The 22,177-nt window shown below is 58.2% G+C and carries 21 protein-coding genes; 16 read left to right on the top strand and 5 right to left on the bottom strand.

Annotated elements, in window-relative coordinates; translation table 11 throughout:
• The first annotated feature begins 17 nt into the window (after positions 1–17).
• The 12 genes from sdhC (at position 18) to ACA041_RS22885 (ending at position 14,518) form a co-directional block, all read left to right on the top strand.
• A complete protein-coding gene (sdhC, locus tag ACA041_RS22940; RefSeq protein ID WP_497437829.1) occupies positions 18–392 on the top strand; it encodes a succinate dehydrogenase, cytochrome b556 subunit in 375 nt (124 codons plus the stop codon).
• Entirely contained in the window at positions 386–754 is a 369-nt protein-coding gene (gene sdhD, locus ACA041_RS22935) for a succinate dehydrogenase, hydrophobic membrane anchor protein (RefSeq protein ID WP_497437828.1), read from the top strand. The genes sdhC and sdhD overlap by 7 nt, the downstream gene beginning before the upstream one ends.
• Positions 755–757: 3 nt before the next feature.
• A complete protein-coding gene (gene sdhA / locus ACA041_RS22930; protein ID WP_497437827.1) occupies positions 758–2,533 on the top strand; it encodes a succinate dehydrogenase flavoprotein subunit in 1,776 nt (591 codons plus the stop codon).
• Between the two features lie 11 nt (positions 2,534–2,544).
• Positions 2,545–3,249, top strand: coding sequence for a succinate dehydrogenase iron-sulfur subunit (locus ACA041_RS22925; RefSeq protein ID WP_497437826.1), 705 nt, complete (start codon positions 2,545–2,547; stop codon positions 3,247–3,249).
• 262 nt (positions 3,250–3,511) lie between these two features.
• The gene (locus ACA041_RS22920) at positions 3,512–6,343 is read left to right on the top strand and encodes a 2-oxoglutarate dehydrogenase E1 component (protein WP_338920011.1); all 2,832 of its coding nucleotides are present in this window, start codon (positions 3,512–3,514) and stop codon (positions 6,341–6,343) included.
• 42 nt (positions 6,344–6,385) lie between these two features.
• A complete protein-coding gene (gene odhB / locus ACA041_RS22915) occupies positions 6,386–7,606 on the top strand; it encodes a 2-oxoglutarate dehydrogenase complex dihydrolipoyllysine-residue succinyltransferase (protein WP_497437825.1) in 1,221 nt (406 codons plus the stop codon).
• 96 nt (positions 7,607–7,702) lie between these two features.
• Positions 7,703–9,139 (top strand): dihydrolipoyl dehydrogenase, encoded by a 1,437-nt coding sequence (gene lpdA, locus ACA041_RS22910; protein ID WP_497437824.1) that lies wholly within the window; start codon positions 7,703–7,705, stop codon positions 9,137–9,139.
• Positions 9,140–9,339: 200 nt separating this feature from the next.
• The gene (sucC, locus tag ACA041_RS22905; RefSeq protein WP_008148602.1) at positions 9,340–10,506 is read left to right on the top strand and encodes an ADP-forming succinate--CoA ligase subunit beta; all 1,167 of its coding nucleotides are present in this window, start codon (positions 9,340–9,342) and stop codon (positions 10,504–10,506) included.
• Positions 10,506–11,387: a succinate--CoA ligase subunit alpha gene (sucD, locus tag ACA041_RS22900; protein ID WP_007898976.1), complete on the top strand. Its 882-nt coding sequence runs from the start codon at positions 10,506–10,508 to the stop codon at positions 11,385–11,387. The genes sucC and sucD overlap by 1 nt, the downstream gene beginning before the upstream one ends.
• 413 nt (positions 11,388–11,800) lie before the next feature.
• Entirely contained in the window at positions 11,801–13,114 is a 1,314-nt protein-coding gene (gene brnQ, locus ACA041_RS22895) for a branched-chain amino acid transport system II carrier protein (protein WP_497437823.1), read from the top strand.
• 265 nt (positions 13,115–13,379) lie between these two features.
• A complete protein-coding gene (locus ACA041_RS22890; protein ID WP_497437822.1) occupies positions 13,380–14,117 on the top strand; it encodes a DUF599 domain-containing protein in 738 nt (245 codons plus the stop codon).
• Complete coding sequence (locus tag ACA041_RS22885) at positions 14,117–14,518, top strand: MAPEG family protein (RefSeq protein ID WP_497437821.1); 402 nt, start codon at positions 14,117–14,119, stop codon at positions 14,516–14,518. The genes ACA041_RS22890 and ACA041_RS22885 overlap by 1 nt, the downstream gene beginning before the upstream one ends.
• Positions 14,519–14,584: 66 nt before the next feature.
• Here ACA041_RS22885 and ACA041_RS22880 read toward each other — a convergent pair whose 3' ends face one another.
• Entirely contained in the window at positions 14,585–14,818 is a 234-nt protein-coding gene (locus ACA041_RS22880; protein ID WP_064679026.1) for a hypothetical protein, read from the bottom strand.
• A gap of 158 nt (positions 14,819–14,976) precedes the next feature.
• On the opposite strand from ACA041_RS22880, the gene ACA041_RS22875 reads away from it, so the two are divergent.
• From ACA041_RS22875 to htpG, 3 genes are all read left to right on the top strand, one after another.
• Positions 14,977–15,453 carry a PaaI family thioesterase gene (locus ACA041_RS22875; protein ID WP_497437820.1) on the top strand — a complete coding sequence of 159 codons (477 nt, stop codon included), beginning with the start codon at positions 14,977–14,979 and terminating at the stop codon, positions 15,451–15,453.
• Positions 15,450–15,902: a PaaI family thioesterase gene (locus tag ACA041_RS22870; protein ID WP_497437819.1), complete on the top strand. Its 453-nt coding sequence runs from the start codon at positions 15,450–15,452 to the stop codon at positions 15,900–15,902. The genes ACA041_RS22875 and ACA041_RS22870 overlap by 4 nt, the downstream gene beginning before the upstream one ends.
• An 81-nt stretch (positions 15,903–15,983) precedes the next feature.
• Positions 15,984–17,888 (top strand): molecular chaperone HtpG, encoded by a 1,905-nt coding sequence (gene htpG, locus ACA041_RS22865; RefSeq protein WP_497437818.1) that lies wholly within the window; start codon positions 15,984–15,986, stop codon positions 17,886–17,888.
• A 244-nt stretch (positions 17,889–18,132) separates the two neighbouring features.
• Here htpG and ACA041_RS22860 read toward each other — a convergent pair whose 3' ends face one another.
• Positions 18,133–18,993 (bottom strand): pirin family protein, encoded by an 861-nt coding sequence (locus tag ACA041_RS22860; RefSeq protein WP_497437817.1) that lies wholly within the window; start codon positions 18,991–18,993, stop codon positions 18,133–18,135.
• Between the two features lie 61 nt (positions 18,994–19,054).
• Complete coding sequence (locus ACA041_RS22855; RefSeq protein WP_497437816.1) at positions 19,055–19,471, bottom strand: OsmC family protein; 417 nt, start codon at positions 19,469–19,471, stop codon at positions 19,055–19,057.
• Positions 19,472–19,623: 152 nt separating this feature from the next.
• Between ACA041_RS22855 and ACA041_RS22850 the strand changes: the two genes are divergently transcribed.
• Positions 19,624–20,628, top strand: a complete 1,005-nt coding sequence (locus tag ACA041_RS22850; RefSeq protein WP_497437815.1) for an amidohydrolase family protein — start codon at positions 19,624–19,626, stop codon at positions 20,626–20,628.
• 171 nt (positions 20,629–20,799) lie between these two features.
• On the opposite strand, the gene ACA041_RS22845 is transcribed toward ACA041_RS22850, so the two are convergent.
• Together ACA041_RS22845 and purN are read right to left on the bottom strand one after the other, a co-directional pair.
• Entirely contained in the window at positions 20,800–21,513 is a 714-nt protein-coding gene (locus ACA041_RS22845; RefSeq protein ID WP_497437814.1) for a DUF3108 domain-containing protein, read from the bottom strand.
• A gap of 8 nt (positions 21,514–21,521) precedes the next feature.
• The gene (gene purN / locus ACA041_RS22840) at positions 21,522–22,172 is read right to left on the bottom strand and encodes a phosphoribosylglycinamide formyltransferase (protein ID WP_497442155.1); all 651 of its coding nucleotides are present in this window, start codon (positions 22,170–22,172) and stop codon (positions 21,522–21,524) included.
• Between the last annotated feature and the right edge of the window lie 5 nt (positions 22,173–22,177).

Here is a 22,177-nt window from a genome sequence, read left to right as displayed (position 1 = left end):
CAGTGTGAAAAAAAGCCGTGAATAGCCAACGACCTGTAAACCTAGACCTAAGGACCATCAAACTCCCAGTCACTGCTTACACGTCCATTCTTCACCGAATCTCCGGAATCATCATCTTTGTCAGCCTGGCCATCATGCTTTATGCATTGGACAAGTCGCTCGACTCGGAAGAAGGCTTCGGTCAGGTGAAAGCGTGTCTGACCAGTCCGCTAGCCAAGCTAGTGACATGGGGCATCCTGTCCGCCTTGCTGTATCACCTGGTTGCCGGTGTGCGCCATTTGATGATGGACATGGGCATCGGCGAGTCGCTTGAAGGCGGCAAACTGGGCTCGAAAATCGTTATCGCCGTTTCCGTGGTGGTAATCGTTCTGGCAGGAGTCTGGATATGGTAACTAACGTCACGAACCTGTCGCGTTCGGGCCTCTATGACTGGATGGCACAACGTGTGTCTGCGGTCGTTCTCGCGGCTTATTTCATTTTCCTGATCGGATACGTCGTCGCCAACCCTGGCATCGACTACGCCCAATGGCATGAACTGTTCGCAAGCAACTGGATGCGTATTTTCAGTCTCCTGGCTCTCGTTGCTCTCGGCGCTCACGCCTGGGTCGGCATGTGGACCATCGCGACCGACTACCTGACGCCAATGGCGTTCGGCAAGTCCGCGACTGCAATACGTTTCCTCTTCCAGGCAGTATGCGGCGTCGCGATGTTCGCCTACTTCGTCTGGGGTGTGCAGATTCTTTGGGGTATCTGATTCATGTCTAATACAGTTAACACGCTTTCGTTCGACGCCATCATCATTGGCGGCGGCGGTGCCGGCATGCGCGCTGCGCTGCAGCTGGCGCAGGGCGGTCACAAGACTGCCGTAGTCACCAAGGTTTTCCCGACTCGTTCGCACACCGTATCCGCCCAGGGTGGCATCACCTGCGCTATCGCGTCCGCTGATCCGAACGATGACTGGCGCTGGCACATGTACGATACCGTCAAGGGTTCCGACTATATCGGTGACCAGGACGCTATCGAATACATGTGTTCCGTTGGTCCGGAAGCGGTCTTCGAGCTCGAGCACATGGGCCTGCCGTTCTCCCGTACCGAACAGGGCCGCATCTATCAGCGTCCGTTCGGCGGTCAGTCGAAAGACTTCGGTAAAGGTGGCCAGGCTGCACGTACCTGCGCCGCTGCCGACCGTACCGGTCACGCGCTGCTGCACACCCTGTACCAGGCCAACCTCAAGGCCGGCACCGTATTCCTCAACGAATACTACGGCGTCGACCTGGTGAAGAACGAAGATGGTGCCTTTGTCGGCATGATCGTCATCTGCATCGAAACCGGCGAAACTTCCTACGTACGCGCTAACGCCACCGTTCTGGCGACCGGCGGTGCAGGTCGCATCTACTCGTCCACCACCAACGCCCTGATCAACACCGGTGACGGCGTCGGCATGGCTCTGCGTGCTGGCGTGCCGGTACAAGACATTGAAATGTGGCAGTTCCACCCGACCGGCATCGCCGGCGCCGGTGTACTGGTTACGGAAGGTTGCCGCGGTGAAGGCGGTTACCTGATCAACAAGCACGGCGAGCGTTTCATGGAGCGTTATGCTCCGAACGCCAAAGACCTGGCTGGTCGTGACGTGGTTGCTCGCTCGATGGTTAAAGAAATCATCGCCGGCAACGGTTGCGGTCCGGATGGCGACCACGTGATGCTGAAACTCGATCACCTCGGTGAAGAAGTTCTGCACAGCCGTCTGCCAGGCATCATGGAGCTGTCCAAGACCTTCGCCCACGTCGATCCAGCCGTGGCGCCGATTCCGGTCGTTCCAACCTGCCACTATATGATGGGCGGCGTTGCCACCAACATTCATGGCCAGGCAATCACCCAGGACGCCGACGGCGTCGACCAGATCATCCCTGGTCTGTTCGCAGTGGGCGAAGTGGCGTGCGTATCGGTTCACGGTGCCAACCGTCTGGGCGGCAACTCGCTGCTCGACCTGGTGGTGTTCGGCCGTGCGGCCGGCCTGTTCCTGGAGCAGACCCTGAAAGAAGGCGTTGATTACGCCCGTCCTCGCCAGTCCGACATCGACGCTGCCCTGGCGCGTCTCGCTGGCCTGAACTCGCGTACCGAAGGCGAAGACGTCGCCACCCTGCGCAAAGAGCTGCAAAGCTGCATGCAGAACTACTTCGGTGTATTCCGTACCGGCGAATACATGCAGAAGGGTATTGCCCAGCTGGCTGATCTGCGTGGCCGTATCGCCAACGTCAAGATCAACGACAAGAGCCAGGCGTTCAATACCGCGCGTATCGAAGCCCTGGAGCTGCAGAACCTGCTGGAAGTGGCCGAAGCCACTGCCATCGCTGCAGAGATCCGCAAAGAGTCCCGCGGCGCTCACGCCCGTGAAGACTACGAAGATCGCGACGACGAAAACTGGCTGTGCCACACCCTGTACTTCCCGGGTGACAAGCGCGTGACCAAGCGTGCTGTGAACTTCTCGCCGAAGACTGTTCCGACTTTTGAACCTAAGATTCGGACTTATTAAGGGTGGCCGCCATGTTGCAAGTCAGTGTTTATCGCTACAACCCTGATCAGGACGCTGCGCCGTTCATGCAGGAATTCCAGGTTGATACCGGTGGTAAAGACCTGATGGTGCTGGACGTGCTGGCCCTGATCAAAGAGCAGGACGAAGGTTTCTCCTATCGTCGCTCTTGCCGTGAAGGCGTTTGCGGTTCCGACGGCATGAACATCAACGGCAAAAACGCACTGGCGTGCGTCACGCCGCTGACTTCTGTCGTAAAAGGTAACAAGCTGATCGTTCGACCTCTGCCAGGTTTGCCGGTTATTCGTGACCTGGTCGTCGATATGAGCATCTTCTACAAGCAATACGAGAAGGTTAAGCCATTCCTGCAGAACGACACGCCGGCTCCGGCCATCGAACGTCTGCAGACCCCTGAAGAGCGTGAAAAGCTCGACGGTCTGTACGAGTGCATCCTGTGCGCTTGCTGCTCGACCTCTTGCCCGTCCTTCTGGTGGAACCCCGACAAGTTCCTGGGTCCAGCTGCTCTGCTGCAAGCGTATCGCTTCCTGGCAGACAGCCGTGACACCAAGACTGCCGAGCGTCTGGCTTCGCTGGATGACCCGTTCAGCGTATTCCGCTGCCGCGGGATCATGAACTGCGTCAACGTCTGCCCGAAAGGCCTGAACCCGACTAAGGCCATCGGTCACGTACGTAACATGTTGCTGCAAAGCGGCGTGTGATTCAGCTGCTGTACCCGTAGAACCGCTGTACCCGTAGATGCTACGGCGCAGGCTTCAACCGGCGCCGTAGTTTTAACCTGAGCAGCAGCTTTAAAGGCTGCGGCTCTTATTTTGAAGAAATGAGACAAGCAGGGGCATCCGGGCTGGTACCCGGACTATCAGCGTGATCCTAAGTGGCTTGTTTTAGTCGCTGCATTCGGACTTCTGCAAGCGTGCTCGGTGTCGACGCCGGTGGTGTTCCCCTAACCGAGGGTGACCAAGCATGCAAGAAAGCGTGATGCAGCGCATGTGGAACAGCGCCTACCTATCCGGTAGTAACGCTGCCTATGTGGAAGAGCTCTACGAGCTCTACCTGCACGACCCTAACGCTGTGCCAGAAGAGTGGCGCACCTACTTTCAGAAGTTGCCTGCTGACGGCAACACTGCCACCGATGTTTCGCACTCCACAATTCGCGATCATTTCGTCTTGCTGGCAAAGAACCAGCGCCGCGCCCAACCGGTTTCCGCCGGCAGCGTGAGCAGTGAGCACGAGAAGAAGCAAGTTGAAGTGCTGCGATTGATCCAGGCCTACCGTATGCGTGGCCACCAGGCAGCCCAGCTTGACCCGCTGGGGCTGTGGCAGCGTCCTGCACCTGCAGACCTGTCGATCAATCATTACGGCTTGACCAATGCCGATCTTGATACGACCTTCCGTGCCGGCGACCTGTTCATCGGCAAAGAGGAGGCGAGCCTACGCGAAATTCACGAAGCGTTGCAGCAGACATATTGCCGCACCATCGGCGCTGAATTTACGCACATCACCGATTCCGAGCAGCGCCAGTGGTTCCAGCAACGTCTGGAAAGCGTACGCGGCCGTCCGACGTACTCCGCCGACATCAAGAGCCACTTGCTTGAGCGCGTTACCGCCGGCGAAGGTCTGGAAAAATACCTGGGCACCAAATACCCGGGCACCAAGCGTTTCGGTCTGGAAGGCGGCGAGAGCCTGATTCCGATGCTCGACGAACTGATCCAGCGTTCCGGTTCCTACGGCACCAAGGAAATCGTCATCGGCATGGCCCACCGTGGCCGTCTGAACGTGCTGGTCAACACCTTTGGCAAGAACCCGCGCGAGCTGTTCGACGAATTCGAAGGCAAGAAGAAGGTCGAGCTGGGTTCCGGTGACGTTAAATATCACCAGGGCTTCTCGTCCAACGTCATGACCACCGGCGGTGAAGTTCACCTGGCCATGGCCTTCAACCCGTCCCACCTGGAAATCGTATCGCCAGTGGTCGAGGGTTCGGTTCGCGCCCGTCAGGATCGTCGTAACGACCCTACAGGCGAGAAGGTTCTGCCGATCTCCATCCACGGTGACGCGGCATTCGCCGGTCAAGGCGTGGTGATGGAAACCTTCCAGATGTCGCAAACCCGCGGTTTCAAGACCGGCGGTACTGTGCACATCGTGATCAACAACCAGGTCGGTTTCACCATCAGCAACCCGCTGGACTCGCGTTCCACCGAGTACGCCACTGACGTCGCGAAAATGATCCAGGCGCCGATCCTCCATGTGAATGGCGATGATCCGGAAGCCGTGCTGTTCGTGACCCAGCTGGCCATCGACTACCGCATGCAGTACAAGCGCGACGTGGTGATCGACCTGGTCTGCTACCGTCGTCGCGGCCACAACGAGGCCGACGAGCCAAGCGGTACCCAGCCCCTGATGTATCAGCAGATCGCCAAGCAGCGCACCACCCGTGAGCTGTATGCCGATCGTCTGACCCAGGCCGGTGTACTCGACGCCGAGCGTGTTCAGGCGAAAATCGATGAATACCGCAACGCGCTGGACAATGGGCTGCATGTTGTAAAAAGCCTGGTCAAAGAGCCGAACAAAGAGTTGTTCGTGGACTGGCGTCCGTATCTGGGCCATGCCTGGACCGCACGTCACGACACTCGCTTCGATCTGAAAACCTTGCAGGAACTGTCCGCCAAGCTGCTGGAAATTCCGGAAGGCTTCGTGGTTCAGCGCCAGGTCTCGAAAATCTACGAAGACCGTCAGAAGATGCAAGCCGGCGGCCTGCCGATCAACTGGGGTTATGCCGAAACCATGGCGTACGCGACCCTGGCGTTCGAAGGTCACCCGATTCGCATGACGGGTCAGGACATCGGTCGCGGTACGTTCTCGCACCGTCACGCTGTTTTGCACAACCAGAAAGACACCGGCAGCTACATTCCGCTGCAGAATCTGTACAAAGGTCAGCCACGCTTCGACCTGTACGATTCGTTCCTGTCGGAAGAAGCGGTGCTGGCGTTCGAATACGGTTATTCGACCACCACGCCTGAGGCGCTGGTGATCTGGGAAGCCCAGTTCGGCGACTTCGCCAACGGTGCCCAGGTGGTAATCGACCAGTTCATCACCAGTGGCGAGCACAAGTGGGGCCGTCTGTGCGGTCTGACCATGCTGCTGCCACACGGTTATGAAGGTCAGGGGCCGGAGCACTCGTCGGCTCGTCTGGAGCGTTACCTGCAACTGTGCGCCGAGCACAACATTCAGGTAGCCGTGCCGACCACGCCGGCCCAGATCTACCACTTGCTGCGTCGTCAGGTGATTCGCCCGCTGCGCAAGCCGTTGATCGTCCTGACTCCAAAATCGCTGTTGCGTCACAAACTGGCCGTATCGACCCTGGAAGATCTGGCCGAAGGTTCGTTCCAGACCGTTATCCCGGAAATCGATGCACTGGACCCGAAAAAGGTCGAGCGCGTTGTTCTGTGTAGCGGCAAGGTCTACTACGACCTGCTGGAAAAACGCCGTGCCGAAGGTCGTGAAGACATCGCTATCGTGCGTCTCGAGCAGCTGTACCCGTTCCCCGAAGACGACCTGATGGAGACGCTCGCCCCTTACACCAACCTCGAACACGTGGTCTGGTGCCAGGAAGAGCCGATGAACCAGGGCGCCTGGTACAGCAGCCAGCATCACATGCGTCGCAGTCTGACCAACCACAAGAAAGGCCTGGTCCTGGAATACGCTGGTCGTGAGGCGTCCGCCGCACCTGCTTGTGGTTATGCATCGATGCACGCTGAGCAGCAGGAAAAACTGCTGCAAGACGCCTTTACTGTTTAACGCCTTCGCGCACCTGAAACCGAATTTAAGGACCCACAGATAATGGCTATCGAAATCAAAGCCCCCACTTTCCCGGAATCGGTTGCCGATGGCACCGTTGCCACCTGGCACAAACAGCCGGGCGACGCCGTCAAGCGCGACGACCTGATCGTCGACATCGAAACCGACAAAGTCGTACTGGAAGTGTTGGCTACTGCTGATGGCGTGCTGGGCGCTATCGTCAAGAACGAAGGCGACACCGTTCTGTCCGACGAAGTCCTGGGCTCCATCGAAGCCGGCGGCGCTGGTGCTGCTCCAGCCGCTGCCGCTGCTCCGGCCGCTGCACAGGCTGCTGCTCCTGCTGCCGAAGGCGAAGACGATCCTGTTGCTGCACCGGCTGCTCGCAAGCTGGCTGAAGAAAACGGCATCAACATCGCTTCCGTTGCCGGCACTGGCAAAGGCGGTCGCGTGACCAAGGAAGACGTGGTTGCAGCCGTTGCTGCCAAGAAAGCCGCTCCGGCTGCCGCGCCTGCCAAGGCTGCTGCTCCGGCTGCCGCTGCTCCTGTATTCGCCGCTGGCGACCGCATCGAGAAGCGCGTTCCGATGACCCGCGTTCGCGCTACCGTGGCCAAGCGCCTGGTAGAAGCGCAGTCGAACATGGCGATGCTGACCACTTTCAACGAAGTCGACATGACCGAAGTCATGGCGTTGCGTTCGAAGTACAAGGATCTCTTTGAGAAGAGCCATAACGGTGTGCGCCTGGGCTTCATGTCGTTCTTCGTCAAGGCTGCCACCGAAGCGCTGAAACGCTTCCCGGCTGTCAACGCGTCGATCGACGGTGCCGACATCGTTTACCACGGCTACGCCGACGTCGGTGTAGCTGTTTCCAGCGACCGCGGTCTGGTTGTACCGGTTCTGCGTAACGCCGAACTGATGAGCCTGGCTGAAATCGAAGGCGGCATCGCCACCTTCGGCAAGAAGGCGCGTGACGGCAAACTGTCGATGGACGAGATGACCGGTGGTACGTTCACCATCACCAACGGTGGTACCTTCGGTTCGATGATGTCGACCCCGATCGTCAACCCGCCGCAAGCGGCCATCCTGGGCATGCACAACATTCTGCAGCGTCCTATGGCGATCAACGGTCAGGTGGTTATCCGTCCGATGATGTACCTGGCGCTGTCCTACGATCACCGTCTGATCGATGGCAAAGAAGCTGTGACCTTCCTGGTTACCATCAAGAACCTGCTGGAAGACCCGGCTCGTTTGCTGCTGGATATCTGATAAAGCAGTTGCAAGCTCCTTACCCCAGGCTGCAAGTCAGCAGCCTGGGGCCGGAGCTTGCGGCTTGAAAGTTGTAGCTAAAGAGGATTCTTTTATATGTCGCAGAAATTTGACGTAGTAGTGATCGGTGCGGGCCCTGGCGGCTACGTAGCGGCTATCAAGGCCGCGCAGCTTGGTCTTTCGACGGCCTGCATCGAGAAATACACCGACAAGGAAGGCAAACTGGCTCTGGGCGGTACTTGCCTGAACGTCGGCTGCATTCCATCCAAGGCGCTGCTGGACAGCTCCTGGAAATACAAGGAAGCCAAAGAAGGCTTCGCGATCCACGGTATCAATCACGCTGGCGTGACCATGGACGTGGCCGCAATGGTTGGCCGTAAAGCCAACATCGTCAAAGGCCTGACCTCTGGCGTTGCGACCCTGTTCAAGGCAAACGGCGTCACTTCCCTGCAAGGCCACGGCAAACTGCTGGCCGGCAAGAAAGTCGAACTGACCAAGCCGGACGGCACCGTCGAAATCATCGAAGCCGAGAACGTGATCCTGGCTTCGGGTTCGCGTCCGATCGACATTCCACCGGCTCCGGTTGACCAGAACGTGATCGTCGATTCGACGGGCGCACTGGAATTCCAATCGGTTCCAAAACGTCTGGGCGTGATCGGCGCTGGCGTGATCGGTCTGGAACTGGGTTCGGTCTGGTCGCGTCTGGGTTCCGAAGTTGTTGTTCTGGAAGCCCTGGAGAAGTTCCTGCCAGCGGCTGACGACGCGGTTTCCAAGGAAGCCTACAAAACCCTGACCAAGCAAGGTCTGGACATCAAGCTGGGCGCTCGCGTCACCGGTTCCAAAGTGAACGGCGACGAAGTCGTGGTGAACTACACCGATGCCAATGGCGAACAGAACATCACCTTCGACAGGCTGATCGTTGCCGTTGGTCGCCGTCCAGTGACCACCGAGCTGCTGGCAGCTGACAGCGGTGTGAACATCGACGAACGTGGTTTCGTTTTCGTTGACGACCAGTGCGCGACCAGCGTACCGGGCGTTTTCGCGATCGGTGACGTGGTTCGCGGCATGATGCTGGCGCACAAGGCGTCCGAAGAAGGCATCATGGTGGTTGAGCGCATCAAGGGCCACAAAGCCCAAATCAACTATGACCTGATCCCGTCTGTTATTTATACTCACCCGGAAATCGCGTGGGTCGGCAAGACCGAGCAGGTCTTGAAGGCTGAAGGCGTTGAAGTTAACGTTGGCACCTTCCCGTTCGCAGCCAGTGGCCGTGCCATGGCAGCCAACGACACCGGCGGTTTCGTGAAAGTCATTGCCGATGCCAAGACTGACCGCGTATTGGGCGTCCACGTGATTGGCCCGAGCGCTGCAGAACTGGTTCAGCAGGGCGCAATCGGTATGGAATTCGGCACCAGTGCCGAAGACCTGGGCATGATGGTTTTCTCCCATCCGACCCTGTCCGAAGCCTTGCACGAAGCTGCTCTGGCAGTGAATGGCGGCGCCATTCACATTGCCAACCGCAAGAAGCGTTAAGACAAGACAATAAGAAACCACGGCGGAAGGCCCGTCGTGAGACTTGCGTGCAAGACTCACCGCGGAATGTCCGCCGGACGCAGCCTTGCGTAGTTTCACCGGTTATCCGGAACACCTACGCAAGCAGCAGTCACAGGTGGTGCGGCACTTGAACAAGTGCAGCACCGAATGCGCAGTACCTAACGAAGACGGTAATAAGCATGAATCTTCACGAGTATCAGGGTAAGCAGCTGTTCGCTGAATACGGCCTGCCAGTATCCCAGGGTTTCGCCGTAGACACCCCGGAAGCAGCAGCAGAAGCGTGCGACAAGATCGGCGGGACCGAATGGGTTGTCAAAGCCCAGGTTCACGCAGGTGGTCGCGGTAAAGCGGGCGGCGTTAAGCTGGTTCGCAGCAAAGAAGACGCCAAAGCATTCGCTCAACAGTGGTTGGGCAAGCGTCTGGTGACTTACCAGACTGATGCCAATGGTCAGCCAGTCACCAAGATCCTGGTTGAATCGTGCACTGATATCGCTAAAGAGCTGTACCTGGGCGCTGTCGTTGACCGTTCGAGCCGTCGTATCGTGTTCATGGCTTCCACCGAAGGTGGCGTGGACATCGAGAAAATCGCTCACGACACCCCTGAGAAAATCCTCAAGGCCACTATCGATCCACTGGTTGGCGCTCAGCCATTCCAGGGTCGCGAGCTGGCATTCCAGCTGGGTCTGGAAGGCAAGCAAGTTGCTCAGTTCGCCAAGATCTTCGTAGGTCTGGCCAAGCTGTTCAAGGATCACGACCTGGCTCTGCTGGAAGTGAACCCGCTGGTGATCAAGGCTGACGGCGATCTGCATTGCCTCGACGCCAAGATCAACATCGACGCCAACGCCATGTACCGTCAGCCTAAGCTGAAGACTTTCCACGATCCGTCGCAAGACGATCCGCGCGAAGCGCACGCTGCCAAGTTCGAACTGAACTACGTAGCGCTGGAAGGCAACATCGGTTGCATGGTCAACGGTGCTGGCCTGGCCATGGGTACCATGGACATCGTCAACCTGCATGGCGGCAAACCAGCCAACTTCCTCGACGTGGGCGGCGGTGCTACCAAAGAACGCGTTACCGAAGCGTTCAAGATCATCCTGTCCGACACTAACGTCGCTGCAGTACTGGTCAACATCTTCGGCGGCATCGTTCGTTGCGACATGATTGCCGAAGGCATCATTGGCGCCGTGAAAGAAGTCGGCGTGAAAATCCCGGTTGTTGTTCGCCTTGAAGGCAACAACGCTGAGCTGGGCGCTAAAGTACTGGCAGAAAGCGGTTTGAACATCATCGCTGCTACCAGCCTGACCGACGCTGCTCAACAAGTCGTTAAAGCTGCGGAGGGCAAATAATGAGCGTCCTGATCAATAAAGACACCAAAGTTATCTGCCAGGGTATTACCGGTTCGCAAGGTAGTTTCCACACCCAGCAAGCCATCGAGTACGGCACCAAGATGGTTGGTGGTGTAACTCCTGGTAAAGGCGGCACCGAGCACCTGGGTCTGCCAGTGTTCAACACCGTGAAAGATGCCGTAGCTGCCACTGGCGCCACCGCCAGCGTGATCTACGTTCCGGCTCCTTTCTGCAAGGACTCCATCCTGGAAGCAGCTTTCGGCGGCATCAAGCTGATCGTTTGCATCACCGAAGGCATTCCTACCCTGGATATGCTGGATGCCAAGGTCAAGTGCGACGAACTGGGCGTAGTCCTGATCGGTCCTAACTGCCCAGGCGTGATCACTCCAGGCGAATGCAAGATCGGCATCATGCCAGGTCACATTCACTTGCCAGGCAAGGTCGGTATCGTTTCCCGTTCCGGCACCCTGACCTACGAAGCTGTCAAGCAAACTACTGACGCCGGTTTCGGTCAGTCAACTTGCGTCGGCATCGGCGGTGACCCGATCCCGGGTTCGAACTTCATCGACATCCTGAAGCTGTTCCAGGAAGACCCGAAGACCGAAGCGATCGTGATGATCGGTGAGATCGGCGGTTCGGCTGAAGAAGAAGCGGCTGCCTACATCAAGGCAAACGTGACCAAGCCGGTTGTTTCCTACATCGCTGGTGTGACTGCCCCTGCGGGCAAGCGCATGGGCCATGCTGGCGCAATCATCTCTGGCGGCAAAGGCACTGCAGACGAGAAGTTTGCTGCCCTGGAAGACGCAGGCGTGAAAACCGTGCGTTCGCTGGCAGACATCGGCAAGGCTTTGTCCGAGCTGACTGGCTGGGCGATCAAGTAAGCCTCGCGCTTATCTGACGCTTTGCCAAGACAAAGGCCACCTTCGGGTGGCCTTTGTCGTTTGCGGGGTTTGTGTGTCGTCAGTGAAGGCCTCATCGCGAGCAAGCTCGCTCCCACAGGATTTGTGAACGGCCGAGATCCAATGTGGGAGCGAGCTTGCTCGCGATGTCGGACTTACAGGCGCAGACCAATTACATGCAAAAACGCGACACCGAAATGTCGTGTATCGGATAGTTCGCACCCTAACAGTGCGTTTCCCGGCCAAATTCGTTAGGCTAGCAGCCATTTTTGCGTCCGCAGCCCACAAGGCCGCTACGCGCTAAACGGGTCAGTCCTATTCGGACCGACAGCATTTCCCTCACCCATAGGGAAATCCCCCTCTAAATTCCGATTCAGTAGTGTGGTATTTCCTTAATGAAAGTGTTGAAAGGCCAGGACATCCTGGCACTTGGATTCATGACCTTTGCCTTGTTTGTCGGGGCTGGCAACATCATCTTCCCGCCTATCGTCGGTTTGCAGGCCGGGCCTCATGTCTGGTTGGCGGCGCTGGGTTTTCTGATCACCGCGGTTGGTCTGCCCGTGATCACCGTGGTGGCCCTGGCGAAAGTCGGCGGCGCCATGGATGCCTTGAGCAGCCCGATCGGTAAAGTCGCCGGGGGCCTGCTGGCCGCTGCGTGCTACCTGGCCGTCGGCCCGCTGTTCGCGACGCCGCGCACCGCGTCCGTCTCCTTCGAGGTCGGCCTGGCGCCGTTGACCGGTGAAAGCCCGCTGGCCCTGTTCCTCTATAGCTCGGTGTACTTCCTGCTGGTGTTCTTCATCTCGCTCTACCCGGGCCGTTTGCTGGATACCGTAGGGCGTTTCCTCGCGCCACTGAAGATCATCGCCCTGGCCGTTCTCGGCATCGCGGCGTTCGCATTGCCGGCCGGCGACATCGGCGTGGGCACTCCCGAGTACGTGGCGGCACCGTTCTCCCAAGGTTTCATCAATGGTTACCTGACCATGGATACCCTCGGCGCTCTGGTCTTCGGCATTGTCATCGTCAACGCCATCCGCTCCCGTGGCGTCGAATCGCCGGCGCTGATCACCCGTTACGCGATTATTGCCGGGCTGATTGCCGGCGTGGGCCTGGCACTGGTGTATGTCAGCCTGTTTCGTCTCGGTTCGGGCAGTCATGAGGTGGCTGCAGGCGCGACTAATGGCGCGGCGGTATTGCACGCTTACGTGCAGCACACCTTCGGCTCCCTGGGCAGTGGCTTCCTGGCGGTGTTGATCTCCCTGGCCTGTCTGGTCACGGCGGTTGGCCTGACCTGTGCCTGTGCCGAATACTTCAGCCGTGTGCTGCCACTGTCCTACAAGACACTGGTGATCATCCTCGCCGCGTTTTCCCTGCTGGTGTCCAACCTGGGCCTCACCAAGCTGATCGCGTTCTCGATCCCGGTCCTGACCGCGATCTACCCGCCGTGCATCGCCCTGGTGGCCCTGAGCTTCTGCAAGGACTTCTGGCATGAGCAGGGCCGTATTGTCGGCCCGGTGATGCTGGTGTCCTTCATCTTCGGCCTGATCGATGCGCTCAAGGGCGCCGGTCTGGCGGACTGGTTGCCGACGCAGCTGGCGAACTTGCCGCTGAGCGAGCAAGGTCTGGCCTGGTTGGTGCCATCGGTGATGACGCTGGTGGTGGCGGTGGTGTGTGATCGTCTGCTGGGCAAGCGCGAAGAAGCGCTGGCTTAAGCGGCTTGAGCGCCCGCTACAAACGGGCGTCGAGCAACAATGGAAATGCCCCGTATCAATCGATACGGGGCATTTTTTATGGGCGTGATGCAGTGTCTTTTTCCTTGAGGTAACGTCGAAGCATTGCAAAGACCTCATGTGGGAGCGAGCCTGCTCGCGAAAGCGGAGTGTCAAACAGCATCAGCGTTTATTGACACTCCGCCTTCGCGAGCAGGCTCGCTCCCACAGGTTTTCGGCCATCCGCACCTACATCACAAGGACCTGCATGTCGTTCATCCACGCCAACCTGATCCACATTCTCGCCGCAATCTGGTTCGTCATCTGCTGGGGCGGCTACACCCGCTATGCGACGTGGAAGGCCCGCGACACCGCGTGCCTGGCCAGTGTGCTGCACCTGTATCGCGAAGACTGGATGCGCCGCATGCTGCTGCGCGACAACCGCATCGCCGACGCCAGCGTGATCGGCAACCTGGAGCGCAACGCCTCGTTCTTCGCTTCCAGCACGCTGATCATCCTGGCCGGTATCCTTACGGTACTGGGTGCCTCCGAGAGGGCGGTGTCGTTGCTGGCCGATATCCCTATGGTGCAGCAAGCATCCCAAGGCATGTCGGAAATCAAGTTGTTGTGCCTGGCGCTGGTATTCGTCTATGCGTTCTTCACCTTCAGCTGGTGCATGCGTCAGTACAATTTTGCGGCGATTCTGGTGGGTTCGGCACCGATGGTCGGTGAACGGCATGTTTCCGAAATGGAGCGAAAGGCCTTTGCCGCCCGTGCCGCCCGGGTCATTTCCATGGCCGCCAACCAGTTCAACTTCGGCCTGCGTTCTTATTACTTCGGCATGACCATGCTGGCCTGGTTCGTCAGTCCGTGGTTGTTCATGTTGATGAGCACCGGGGTGGTCCTGGTGCTCTATCGCCGGGAGTTTCACTCCGACGTTCTCGACGTAATGGTCTATACCCCTACAGAGGCACCCTTGCCCGAGGCAAATAAAGAGGCCGCTTGATGAGTATTCCGTTCTGGTGCGTGATTATCAGTGCCTTGCTGATTTATGTGGCAAAAATCCCGGTGGCAAAGGCCATGAGCGAGCAGGGCGGTTACGACAATCACCTGCCGCGCCAGCAACAGGCACAACTCACCGGCTTCGGCGCCCGGGCGCTGGCGGCGCATCAGAACTGTTTCGAAGCATTCATATTGTTTGCGGTGGGGGTGTTGATGGCGCACACCACGCAGACGGCGGGATGGCTTATCGATTCGCTGGCCATCATCTTTGTGATTACGCGCATCATATACTTGCTGTGTTACTGGGCAGATCTGGCCTGGCAGCGCAGCCTGGTGTGGGGCGTCGGGTTAGTGTGTTCGTTGTTGCTGATGATTAGTCCGACTTTTAGAACTATTTTGCTCTAATGCCCGGATTGCAGACAAAAGAAAACCCGCATTTTGGCGGGTTTTCTTTTTCACGCTAAAAACGTTTTAGTTTTTAGGTGCTTCTTTTGCAGCGGCTTCGTTCGATTCAGCCTGAGCTTTGGCAGCTTCGGCGTTTTCTTTTGCTGCGTCGTTCACTTTATCCTGAGCTTTGTTCATGTCTTGCTGAGCCTGCTCAGCATGTTGGTTGGCATCTTGAGCTTTGTCCTCGGATTTTTTATCGCAAGCAGCGAGACCGAGGGAAGCGGTCAACATCAAGGCAATAGCTAAAGTCTTACGCATGGGGTGTTTCTCCTTATGGAAAGTATCTACTGGCCTTTCGAGCACAGCGCTCAGCGTTAAGTTCCTCAATTCATACAGATATATAAGATTATTCCTACGGGAACTTTCTTTCGACGCGACCTAGTGCGAATCAAGACACTAAGAAGAGTTTTTATCAAATGGCCGAAAACCCCGTTTTTGAGCGTGCGACACGATTCCTGTCGGCGCTGCGACATTGCCAGGTGCTCAATCTTCGCGTTCACAGCGCAAGTAGCGAAGGGCTCACCGTGATTTTGCCGTACAGCCCGCAAATTGTCGGCAATCCGCACACCGGCGTGATCCATGGCGGCGCATTGACGTCGCTGATGGACACCGCCTGTGGCATGTCCACCCTCTGCGTACTGCCCGAGTTCGAAGTCTGCCCGACCCTGGACCTGCGCATCGATTACATGCACGCCGCCGAACCGCATAAAGATGTCTATGGATTCGCCCAGTGCTACCGCGTGACCACCGATGTGATCTTCGCCCGCGGTTTTGCCTATCAGGACGATCCCGAACAACCCATCGCCCATGTCACGGGCACCTTCATGCGCATGGGCAAGGCCATCAAGGTCGCCAAAGGTTTTGGCGGCGTCATTGCCGAAGGTGCAAAATGACCGACACTTTCAAGGAACAACTGCAACAGGCCCATGAACAGGGGGACTACGCCTCGCTGCTGAACCTGATTCCCTACGCCAAGCTGATCGGCGTCGAATGCTCGCGGGTGGGCGACGATTTATTGTTTCGCTTGCCGGCCAACAAGGACAACATTGGCAACCCTCTGCTGCCGGCGATTCATGGTGGCGTGATTGCCGGGTTCATGGAGTTGTCCGCGGCGCTGCACCTGGTGGTTTTCACCGGATCGCCCGGCGTGCCGAAGATCCTCGACTTTTCCCTCGACTACTTGCGCGCGGGGCAATTTCGCGACACCTGGGCCAGATGTCAGGTCTGTCGGCAGGGACGGCGCGTCGCCAACGTAGCGATTACGGCCTGGCAAAGCACCGAATCGGAGCCAATTGCCACGGCCCGGGCCCATTTCAAAATCGACGAGCCCTTGAAATCCTGATCTGAGCCCCCAACTTTGATGACAACCCGCCGCCGACCATCAAGGTCGCGGCTTATGCCATCTGATTGGAGTTTGATGACCATGAGTGTGGAAACTCAAAAGGAAACCCTGGGCTTCCAGACCGAGGTGAAGCAACTGCTGCACCTCATGATCCATTCGCTGTATTCCAACAAGGAAATTTTCCTTCGCGAATTGATCTCGAACGCCTCTGACGCTGTCGACAAATTACGCTTTGAAGCCCTGGCCAAGCCTGACCTGCTGGAAGGTGGCGCCGAGCTGAAAATCCGTGTGAGCTTTGACAAGGACGCTAAAACCGTCACCCTCGAAGACAACGGTATTGGCATGAGCCGTGAAGACGCGATCACCCATCTGGGTACTATCGCCAAATCCGGCACTGCTGACTTCATGAAACACCTGTCTGGCGACCAGAAGAAAGATTCGCACTTGATCGGTCAGTTTGGTGTGGGTTTCTACTCTGCATTCATCGTCGCTGACAAAGTAGACGTGTTCAGCCGCCGTGCCGGTGCTGCAGCCAGCGAAGGTGTGCACTGGTCGTCCAAGGGTGAAGGCGATTTTGAAGTTGCCACCGTTGAGAAAGCCGAGCGCGGTACTCGTATCGTTCTGCACCTGAAGGCCGGCGAAGACGAATTCGCTGATGGCTGGCGTCTGCGCAACATCATCAAGAAGTACTCCGACCACATTGCGTTGCCGATCGAGTTGCCCAAAGAAGTGGCCGCTGCCGAGGGCGAAGAGCAGCCTGCCGTTGAATGGGAAACCGTCAACCGCGCCAGCGCCCTGTGGACTCGTCCTCGTACTGAAGTGAAAGACGAGGAATACCAGGAGTTCTACAAACACGTCGCCCACGACTTCGAGAACCCGCTGAGCTGGAGCCACAACAAGGTCGAAGGCAAGCTGGAGTACACCTCGCTGCTCTACGTGCCGGCCCGTGCCCCGTTCGACCTGTACCAGCGTGAAGCGCCCAAAGGCCTGAAGCTGTACGTGCAGCGTGTGTTTGTCATGGATCAGGCCGAGTCGTTCCTGCCGTTGTACCTGCGCTTCATCAAAGGCGTAGTCGACTCCAACGACCTGTCGCTGAACGTGTCGCGGGAAATCCTGCAGAAAGACCCGATCATCGACTCCATGAAGTCGGCGCTGACCAAGCGCGTGCTCGACATGCTGGAAAAACTGGCGAAGAACGATCCTGAGCAATACAAGAGCTTCTGGAAAAACTTCGGCCAGGTCATGAAAGAAGGCCCGGCTGAAGATTTTGCCAACAAGGAAAAAATCGCTGGCCTGCTGCGTTTCGCGTCCACTCAGGGCGAAGAAGGCGAGCAAGTGGTTTCCCTGGCCGAATACCTGGCTCGCGCCAAGGAAGGTCAGGACAAGATCTACTACCTGACCGGCGAAACCTACGCGCAAGTCAAAAACAGCCCGCACCTGGAAGTCTTCCGCAAGAAAGGCATCGAAGTGCTGCTGCTGACCGATCGTATCGACGAGTGGTTGATGAGCTACCTCAGCGACTTCGACGGCAAGAGCTTTGTCGATGTGGCACGCGGTGACCTGGACCTGGGCAACCTGGACTCGGAAGAGGACAAGAAAGCTGCGGAAGAAGTCGCCAAGTCCAAAGAAGGACTGGTTGAGCGTCTGAAAACGGCGCTGGGCGATTCCGTGGCCGAAGTGCGGGTTTCCCACCGTCTGACCGATTCTCCGGCAATCCTGGCCATCGGTGAGCAGGACCTGGGCATGCAGATGCGTCAGATCCTGGAAGCCAGCGGGCAGAAGGTTCCGGAATCGAAGCCGATCTTCGAATTCAACCCGGCTCACCCGCTGATCGAGAAGCTCGACAACGAGCAGAGCGACGAGCGCTTCGGCGACCTGTCGCACATTCTCTTCGATCAGGCGGCCCTGGCGGCCGGCGACAGCTTGAAAGACCCGGCCGCGTATGTACGCCGCCTCAACAAGCTGCTGGTTGAGCTGTCGGTTTAACTGAGTTGTACAAAAAAACCCGCTTCGGCGGGTTTTTTTATTCTGACCGGGCATTGCCCTAACTCGTGCGTATTTACGTCGATACTTAATCTACGGGATGAGGTGTTCAGAGCTGATTGCTGCTGCCTGGTATTTTCGGTGGCAGTGCCGGCCTCTTCGCGAGCAAGCTCGCTCCCACAATGAAACGCATTCCCCTGTGGGAGCGAGCTTGCTCGCGATGGCGGTGTAACTGACCCCGAAGATCTCAAGGCAATTCGATCCTCTCGCTTTCCCCCGGCACCGTCGGCCAGTCCCCGGCCGCCCAGCGCCGGCGCGCTTCATCAATCGCCGCCGGATCACTCGCCACAAAATTCCAGTTGATCCGCCGTGGCCCATCCAGCGGTGCGCCACCGAACAGCACGGCATGACAATCGCTCTCGGCGAACAACGTCATCTCTTCCCCGGCAGGCAACACGGCCAGCGTATGGGGTTCCAGTAGCTCGCCATCCAGCTGCGCCTCACCACTCAACACATACAGCGCCCGCTCTTCATGCTCGGTGGGTATTAGCAAAGTGGTCGCCGTTTGCAGGTGCAATTCGGCATACAGCGTAGGAGAAAGCACCGGCACCGGCGATTCCAGGCAAAATCCTGACCCGGCAATCATCCGGATCTTCACACCGAGGTTATCGCTGACCGGCAGCGTGGCCGCCGGATGGTGACTGTAATGTCCGGGACCCTGTTCATGCTCCTTGGGTGACGCCAGCCAGATCTGCAGGCCGTGCATCCTGAACCCGCTGTCCTTCAATGCCTGCGGCGTGCGCTCGACATGGGCGATCGCGCTGCCCGCCGTCATCCAGCTGACATCCCCGGCCTCGACCACCTGGTCGGAGCCAAGGCTGTCCTTGTGCTGGATTTGTCCTTCGAGCAGGTAGGTGAGGGTGGACAGGCCAATATGCGGATGTTGCCGGATGTTCATGCCATGGCCGGCTGGGTAAGCGGTTTCCAGCATGTGGTCGAAAAACACGAAAGGTCCGACATTGCGGCATTTGGCTGACGGCAAAGGGCGAAGAATCGGTTGGCCTTCGACATCTTCGGCGCGGGGGCGGATCACGAGCGGAGTGTTCATGGTGCGTTCCAGGCTGAGCGGGTGACGCGTGGAGCATAACCCGCTTGCGCAGCCCTTGCCGCTATTGGCTGAACGCACCTTCGGACAGATGGGTTTCGATACTGACCTCAGTGCTGGTCATCAGCTTGTGCACCGGGCAGCGGTCGGCGACGCGGTGCAGTTCGTCACGCTGGGCATCGGTGAGTACACCCTTGAGGGTCAGTTTGACGTGCAGGGCATATTTGCCTTTTTGCTCTTCACTGTTATCGCGTTTGACCTCGACCGTGACACCGGTCAGCGGAATGTCCTTCTTCCTGGCGTACATCTTCAGGGTCAGGGCCTTGCAGGCACCGAGGGCGGCATCAAAGTAGTCATGGGGCTCGGGCGCCGTGCCTTCGCCGCCGATATCTTTAGGTACATCGGCAAACAATTCGTGCTCATCGATCTGGACGCTGTGACGAAAACCTTCGGCGGAAACGGTATTGACGGTAACAGTCATGGGAAACCTCGCAGGCTGGGAAACATTATTCGATCAAAAAAGACCTTGAAGTTATAGAGCATTCCTACGAAGGCGCGTTCCACTTTCTTGCCCTGATGAACCCTGGACCCTGCGCTGGGGTCTACGCTGTTCCTAAGCTCTGGAGATCGCCCGTGCCTTTGTTCCGCTATAGCGTCGCCTGTCTATTGGCTTTTTCCTGTCACGTTGCCAGCGCCCGGGAATATGCCTACAGCGATGCGCACCTGCACTACGTGGATTTCTTTCAGGAAACGGCGGGCATGCCGAAATTGCTCAAGGCCATGGCCGACAATCGCATCGAACATGTGATGATTTCCGGCATTCCGGTGGCCAAGAAATGGCACGAAGACGAACCCAAGCGTCCGCGTTATTACGCCGGCGATGACGCTGATGCCTACTGGTACAGCGCCACCGATGTCATAGTCGCAGCCGCGGTGAATTCGTTGAGCCCCGAACAGCGTCAGCACTTTCACCCGTTCCTGTCAGGTTTCAATCCCAACGACAAGAACTCCGCGGCGCATATCCAGCGCATGCTCGATCTCAATCCCGGCCTGTGGCAGGGCATAGGCGAGGTCTTCACCCGCCACGATGACCTGACTGCGCTGACGTCCGGCGACACGCCGCGGGCGAATAACGAGGCGATGACGCGGATCTATCACCTGGCCGCCGAAAACGATTTGCCGGTCATGCTGCATTCCAACATCACGTCCAAGCGCGAGAAAAATCCACTGTACCTGGCGGAAGTCGAAGAGCCGCTGCGCAATCATCCGCATACACGGTTCATCTGGGCTCACGCCGGCACCAGCGCGGAGATTCATCGGCACCAGACCCGGCTGGATTTTCTGTTGCCGACCCTGACGCGCCTGCTTGAGAAGCACCCCAATCTGTTCATCGACCTGTCCTGGAGCATGCTGACGCCATATCTGCTGGATGAGCAGGACAAGCCTCGGGAGGAGTGGTTGAAGCTGGTGCAGCGCTTCCCGGAGCGCTTCATGCTCGGCTCCGATGTCGTGGGACGTTTCAACAAGCTCGGTAAGGAAATGCGCGGATTCGACCCGTTTCTCGATGCCTTGCCGGAAGATGTCGCCAAAAAAGTCGCACGGGATAACTTTCTATCGATCCTGCCGCGCCCCCTGTAGGAGCGAGCTTGCTCGCGAAAAGCCAGAGAACGCCGCGGGTGTCAGGCTTTACGCGTTATCGTTGACGACCATCGCGAGCAGGCTCGCTCCTACAGTAGCCACATGGCCTTCGGGTATTGCAGACGAAAAAAAGCCCCGCACAGTGCGAGGCTTGTTTTGTATCGACCCGGATCAGTTGCCTTTGACAGCCTTGCCGTTGACCGTACCGTCCAGGAGCATGATGTTGTACTCCTTGCCGTCAGTCTCGACCTGTTGCAGCCGAACCAGCAGGTAATCCCAGTCCTTGGCGAACCACAGCACGGTGATGCGTTTGCTTTGAGTCGGATCGCGCACGCGCTCGACCTTGATCGCTTCGATCTGACCGGCCTTGGTGTCGACTTTTTCCGAACCCAGCACGCGGAAGTCATAGGTATCGACTTCGCCATCATCGACCACCTGATAGCTCATGCTTTTCTTGCCGGCGGCCACGTCATGCTGCAGGGCCAGCTGATAGGTGGATTTGTCGACCATGCCACGGTTGAGCGGGAGCTTGACCGGGTCGCCGCGATCGGTGCCGGTGACCATCTTGTTGGTCCAGTCGAAGTCCAGGTCGGCCTTCTTGGCTTTGCCCAGGCCACCCCGTTCGAAGTGATAGGACTGCGGCAGCAAGGTGTCCTTGTCCAGGGTCAGGGTGCTTTCTTCGGTCAGGCTGGCGATCATCATCGAGGCCTTGAAGCTGAGCTTCCAGGCGCCGTTGGCTTGCTTGGTCAGGCTGCGCTCGGCGGTGCCGCTCATCGGCAGCTGCTTCCAGTCGGCGGTGTAGCTGGCGGAGAACGGTTGAAGTTCTGCGGCCTGCGCAAAAGGCAGGGCGAGCAGAGCGCAAGCGAAGAGCAGGGCGCGACGCATAAAATCTCCTAGGTTCGAATCAAGTGGCCGCTGGCGGCGAGTAGCCTCCCATCCAGTAAAGCACCTTGCTCGCCGAGTGATAAACGACCTTCGGCAAACCAGCGTACGGCCATCGGGTAGATCAGGTGTTCCCGGGTGTGGACCCGCTGCGCCAGACTCTGCGGCGAATCCTGCAACTCTACCGGTATTACTGCTTGTACGACCAGTGGTCCGCCATCGAGTTCCTCGGTGACAAAGTGCACGGAGCAGCCGTGTTCAGTGTCGCCGGCCTCCAGCGCCCGCTGATGAGTGTGTAACCCTTTGTATTTGGGCAGCAGCGAGGGATGGATGTTGAGCAGGCGACCCTGGTAGTGACGCACAAAGCCAGCGCTGAGAATGCGCATGAAACCGGCCAGTACCACGAGTTTGGGGTTGAAGGCGTCGATCAGGTCGATCAGCGCGGCGTCGAAGGCCTCGCGGCCCTCGAAAGCCTTGTGATCCAGGACGCGGGTGTCGATACCCGCGTCACTGGCGCGTTGCAGGCCGAAGGCATCGGCGCGGTTGGAAATCACCGCAGCAATGCGGGCCGGGCTGTCGCCGGTCCGCGTGCTGTCGATCAAGGCCTGCAAGTTACTACCGGTGCCGGACAACAGCACCACCACATCACAGGTGTGGGACATCCGCT

The organism is Pseudomonas sp. LBUM1676, assembly GCF_059695605.1.
Note: the sequence above shows the minus strand (reverse complement) of the source record. Positions and strands in the feature narration are given on the sequence as shown.

Bases quoted from the DNA above. Each gene is read 5' to 3' on its own strand.
- sdhD (WP_497437828.1), top strand. From the start codon at position 386: ATGGTAACTAACGTCACGAACCTGTCGCGTTCGGGCCTCTATGACTGG.
- sdhA (WP_497437827.1), top strand. From the start codon at position 758: ATGTCTAATACAGTTAACACGCTTTCGTTCGACGCCATCATCATTGGC.
- ACA041_RS22925 (WP_497437826.1), top strand. From the start codon at position 2,545: ATGTTGCAAGTCAGTGTTTATCGCTACAACCCTGATCAGGACGCTGCG.
- ACA041_RS22920 (WP_338920011.1), top strand. From the start codon at position 3,512: ATGCAAGAAAGCGTGATGCAGCGCATGTGGAACAGCGCCTACCTATCC.
- odhB (WP_497437825.1), top strand. From the start codon at position 6,386: ATGGCTATCGAAATCAAAGCCCCCACTTTCCCGGAATCGGTTGCCGAT.
- lpdA (WP_497437824.1), top strand. From the start codon at position 7,703: ATGTCGCAGAAATTTGACGTAGTAGTGATCGGTGCGGGCCCTGGCGGC.
- sucC (WP_008148602.1), top strand. From the start codon at position 9,340: ATGAATCTTCACGAGTATCAGGGTAAGCAGCTGTTCGCTGAATACGGC.
- sucD (WP_007898976.1), top strand. From the start codon at position 10,506: ATGAGCGTCCTGATCAATAAAGACACCAAAGTTATCTGCCAGGGTATT.
- brnQ (WP_497437823.1), top strand. From the start codon at position 11,801: ATGAAAGTGTTGAAAGGCCAGGACATCCTGGCACTTGGATTCATGACC.
- ACA041_RS22890 (WP_497437822.1), top strand. From the start codon at position 13,380: ATGTCGTTCATCCACGCCAACCTGATCCACATTCTCGCCGCAATCTGG.
- ACA041_RS22885 (WP_497437821.1), top strand. From the start codon at position 14,117: ATGAGTATTCCGTTCTGGTGCGTGATTATCAGTGCCTTGCTGATTTAT.
- ACA041_RS22880 (WP_064679026.1), bottom strand. From the start codon at position 14,818: ATGCGTAAGACTTTAGCTATTGCCTTGATGTTGACCGCTTCCCTCGGT.
- ACA041_RS22875 (WP_497437820.1), top strand. From the start codon at position 14,977: ATGGCCGAAAACCCCGTTTTTGAGCGTGCGACACGATTCCTGTCGGCG.
- ACA041_RS22870 (WP_497437819.1), top strand. From the start codon at position 15,450: ATGACCGACACTTTCAAGGAACAACTGCAACAGGCCCATGAACAGGGG.
- htpG (WP_497437818.1), top strand. From the start codon at position 15,984: ATGAGTGTGGAAACTCAAAAGGAAACCCTGGGCTTCCAGACCGAGGTG.
- ACA041_RS22860 (WP_497437817.1), bottom strand. From the start codon at position 18,993: ATGAACACTCCGCTCGTGATCCGCCCCCGCGCCGAAGATGTCGAAGGC.
- ACA041_RS22855 (WP_497437816.1), bottom strand. From the start codon at position 19,471: ATGACTGTTACCGTCAATACCGTTTCCGCCGAAGGTTTTCGTCACAGC.
- ACA041_RS22845 (WP_497437814.1), bottom strand. From the start codon at position 21,513: ATGCGTCGCGCCCTGCTCTTCGCTTGCGCTCTGCTCGCCCTGCCTTTT.
- purN (WP_497442155.1), bottom strand. From the start codon at position 22,172: ATGTCCCACACCTGTGATGTGGTGGTGCTGTTGTCCGGCACCGGTAGT.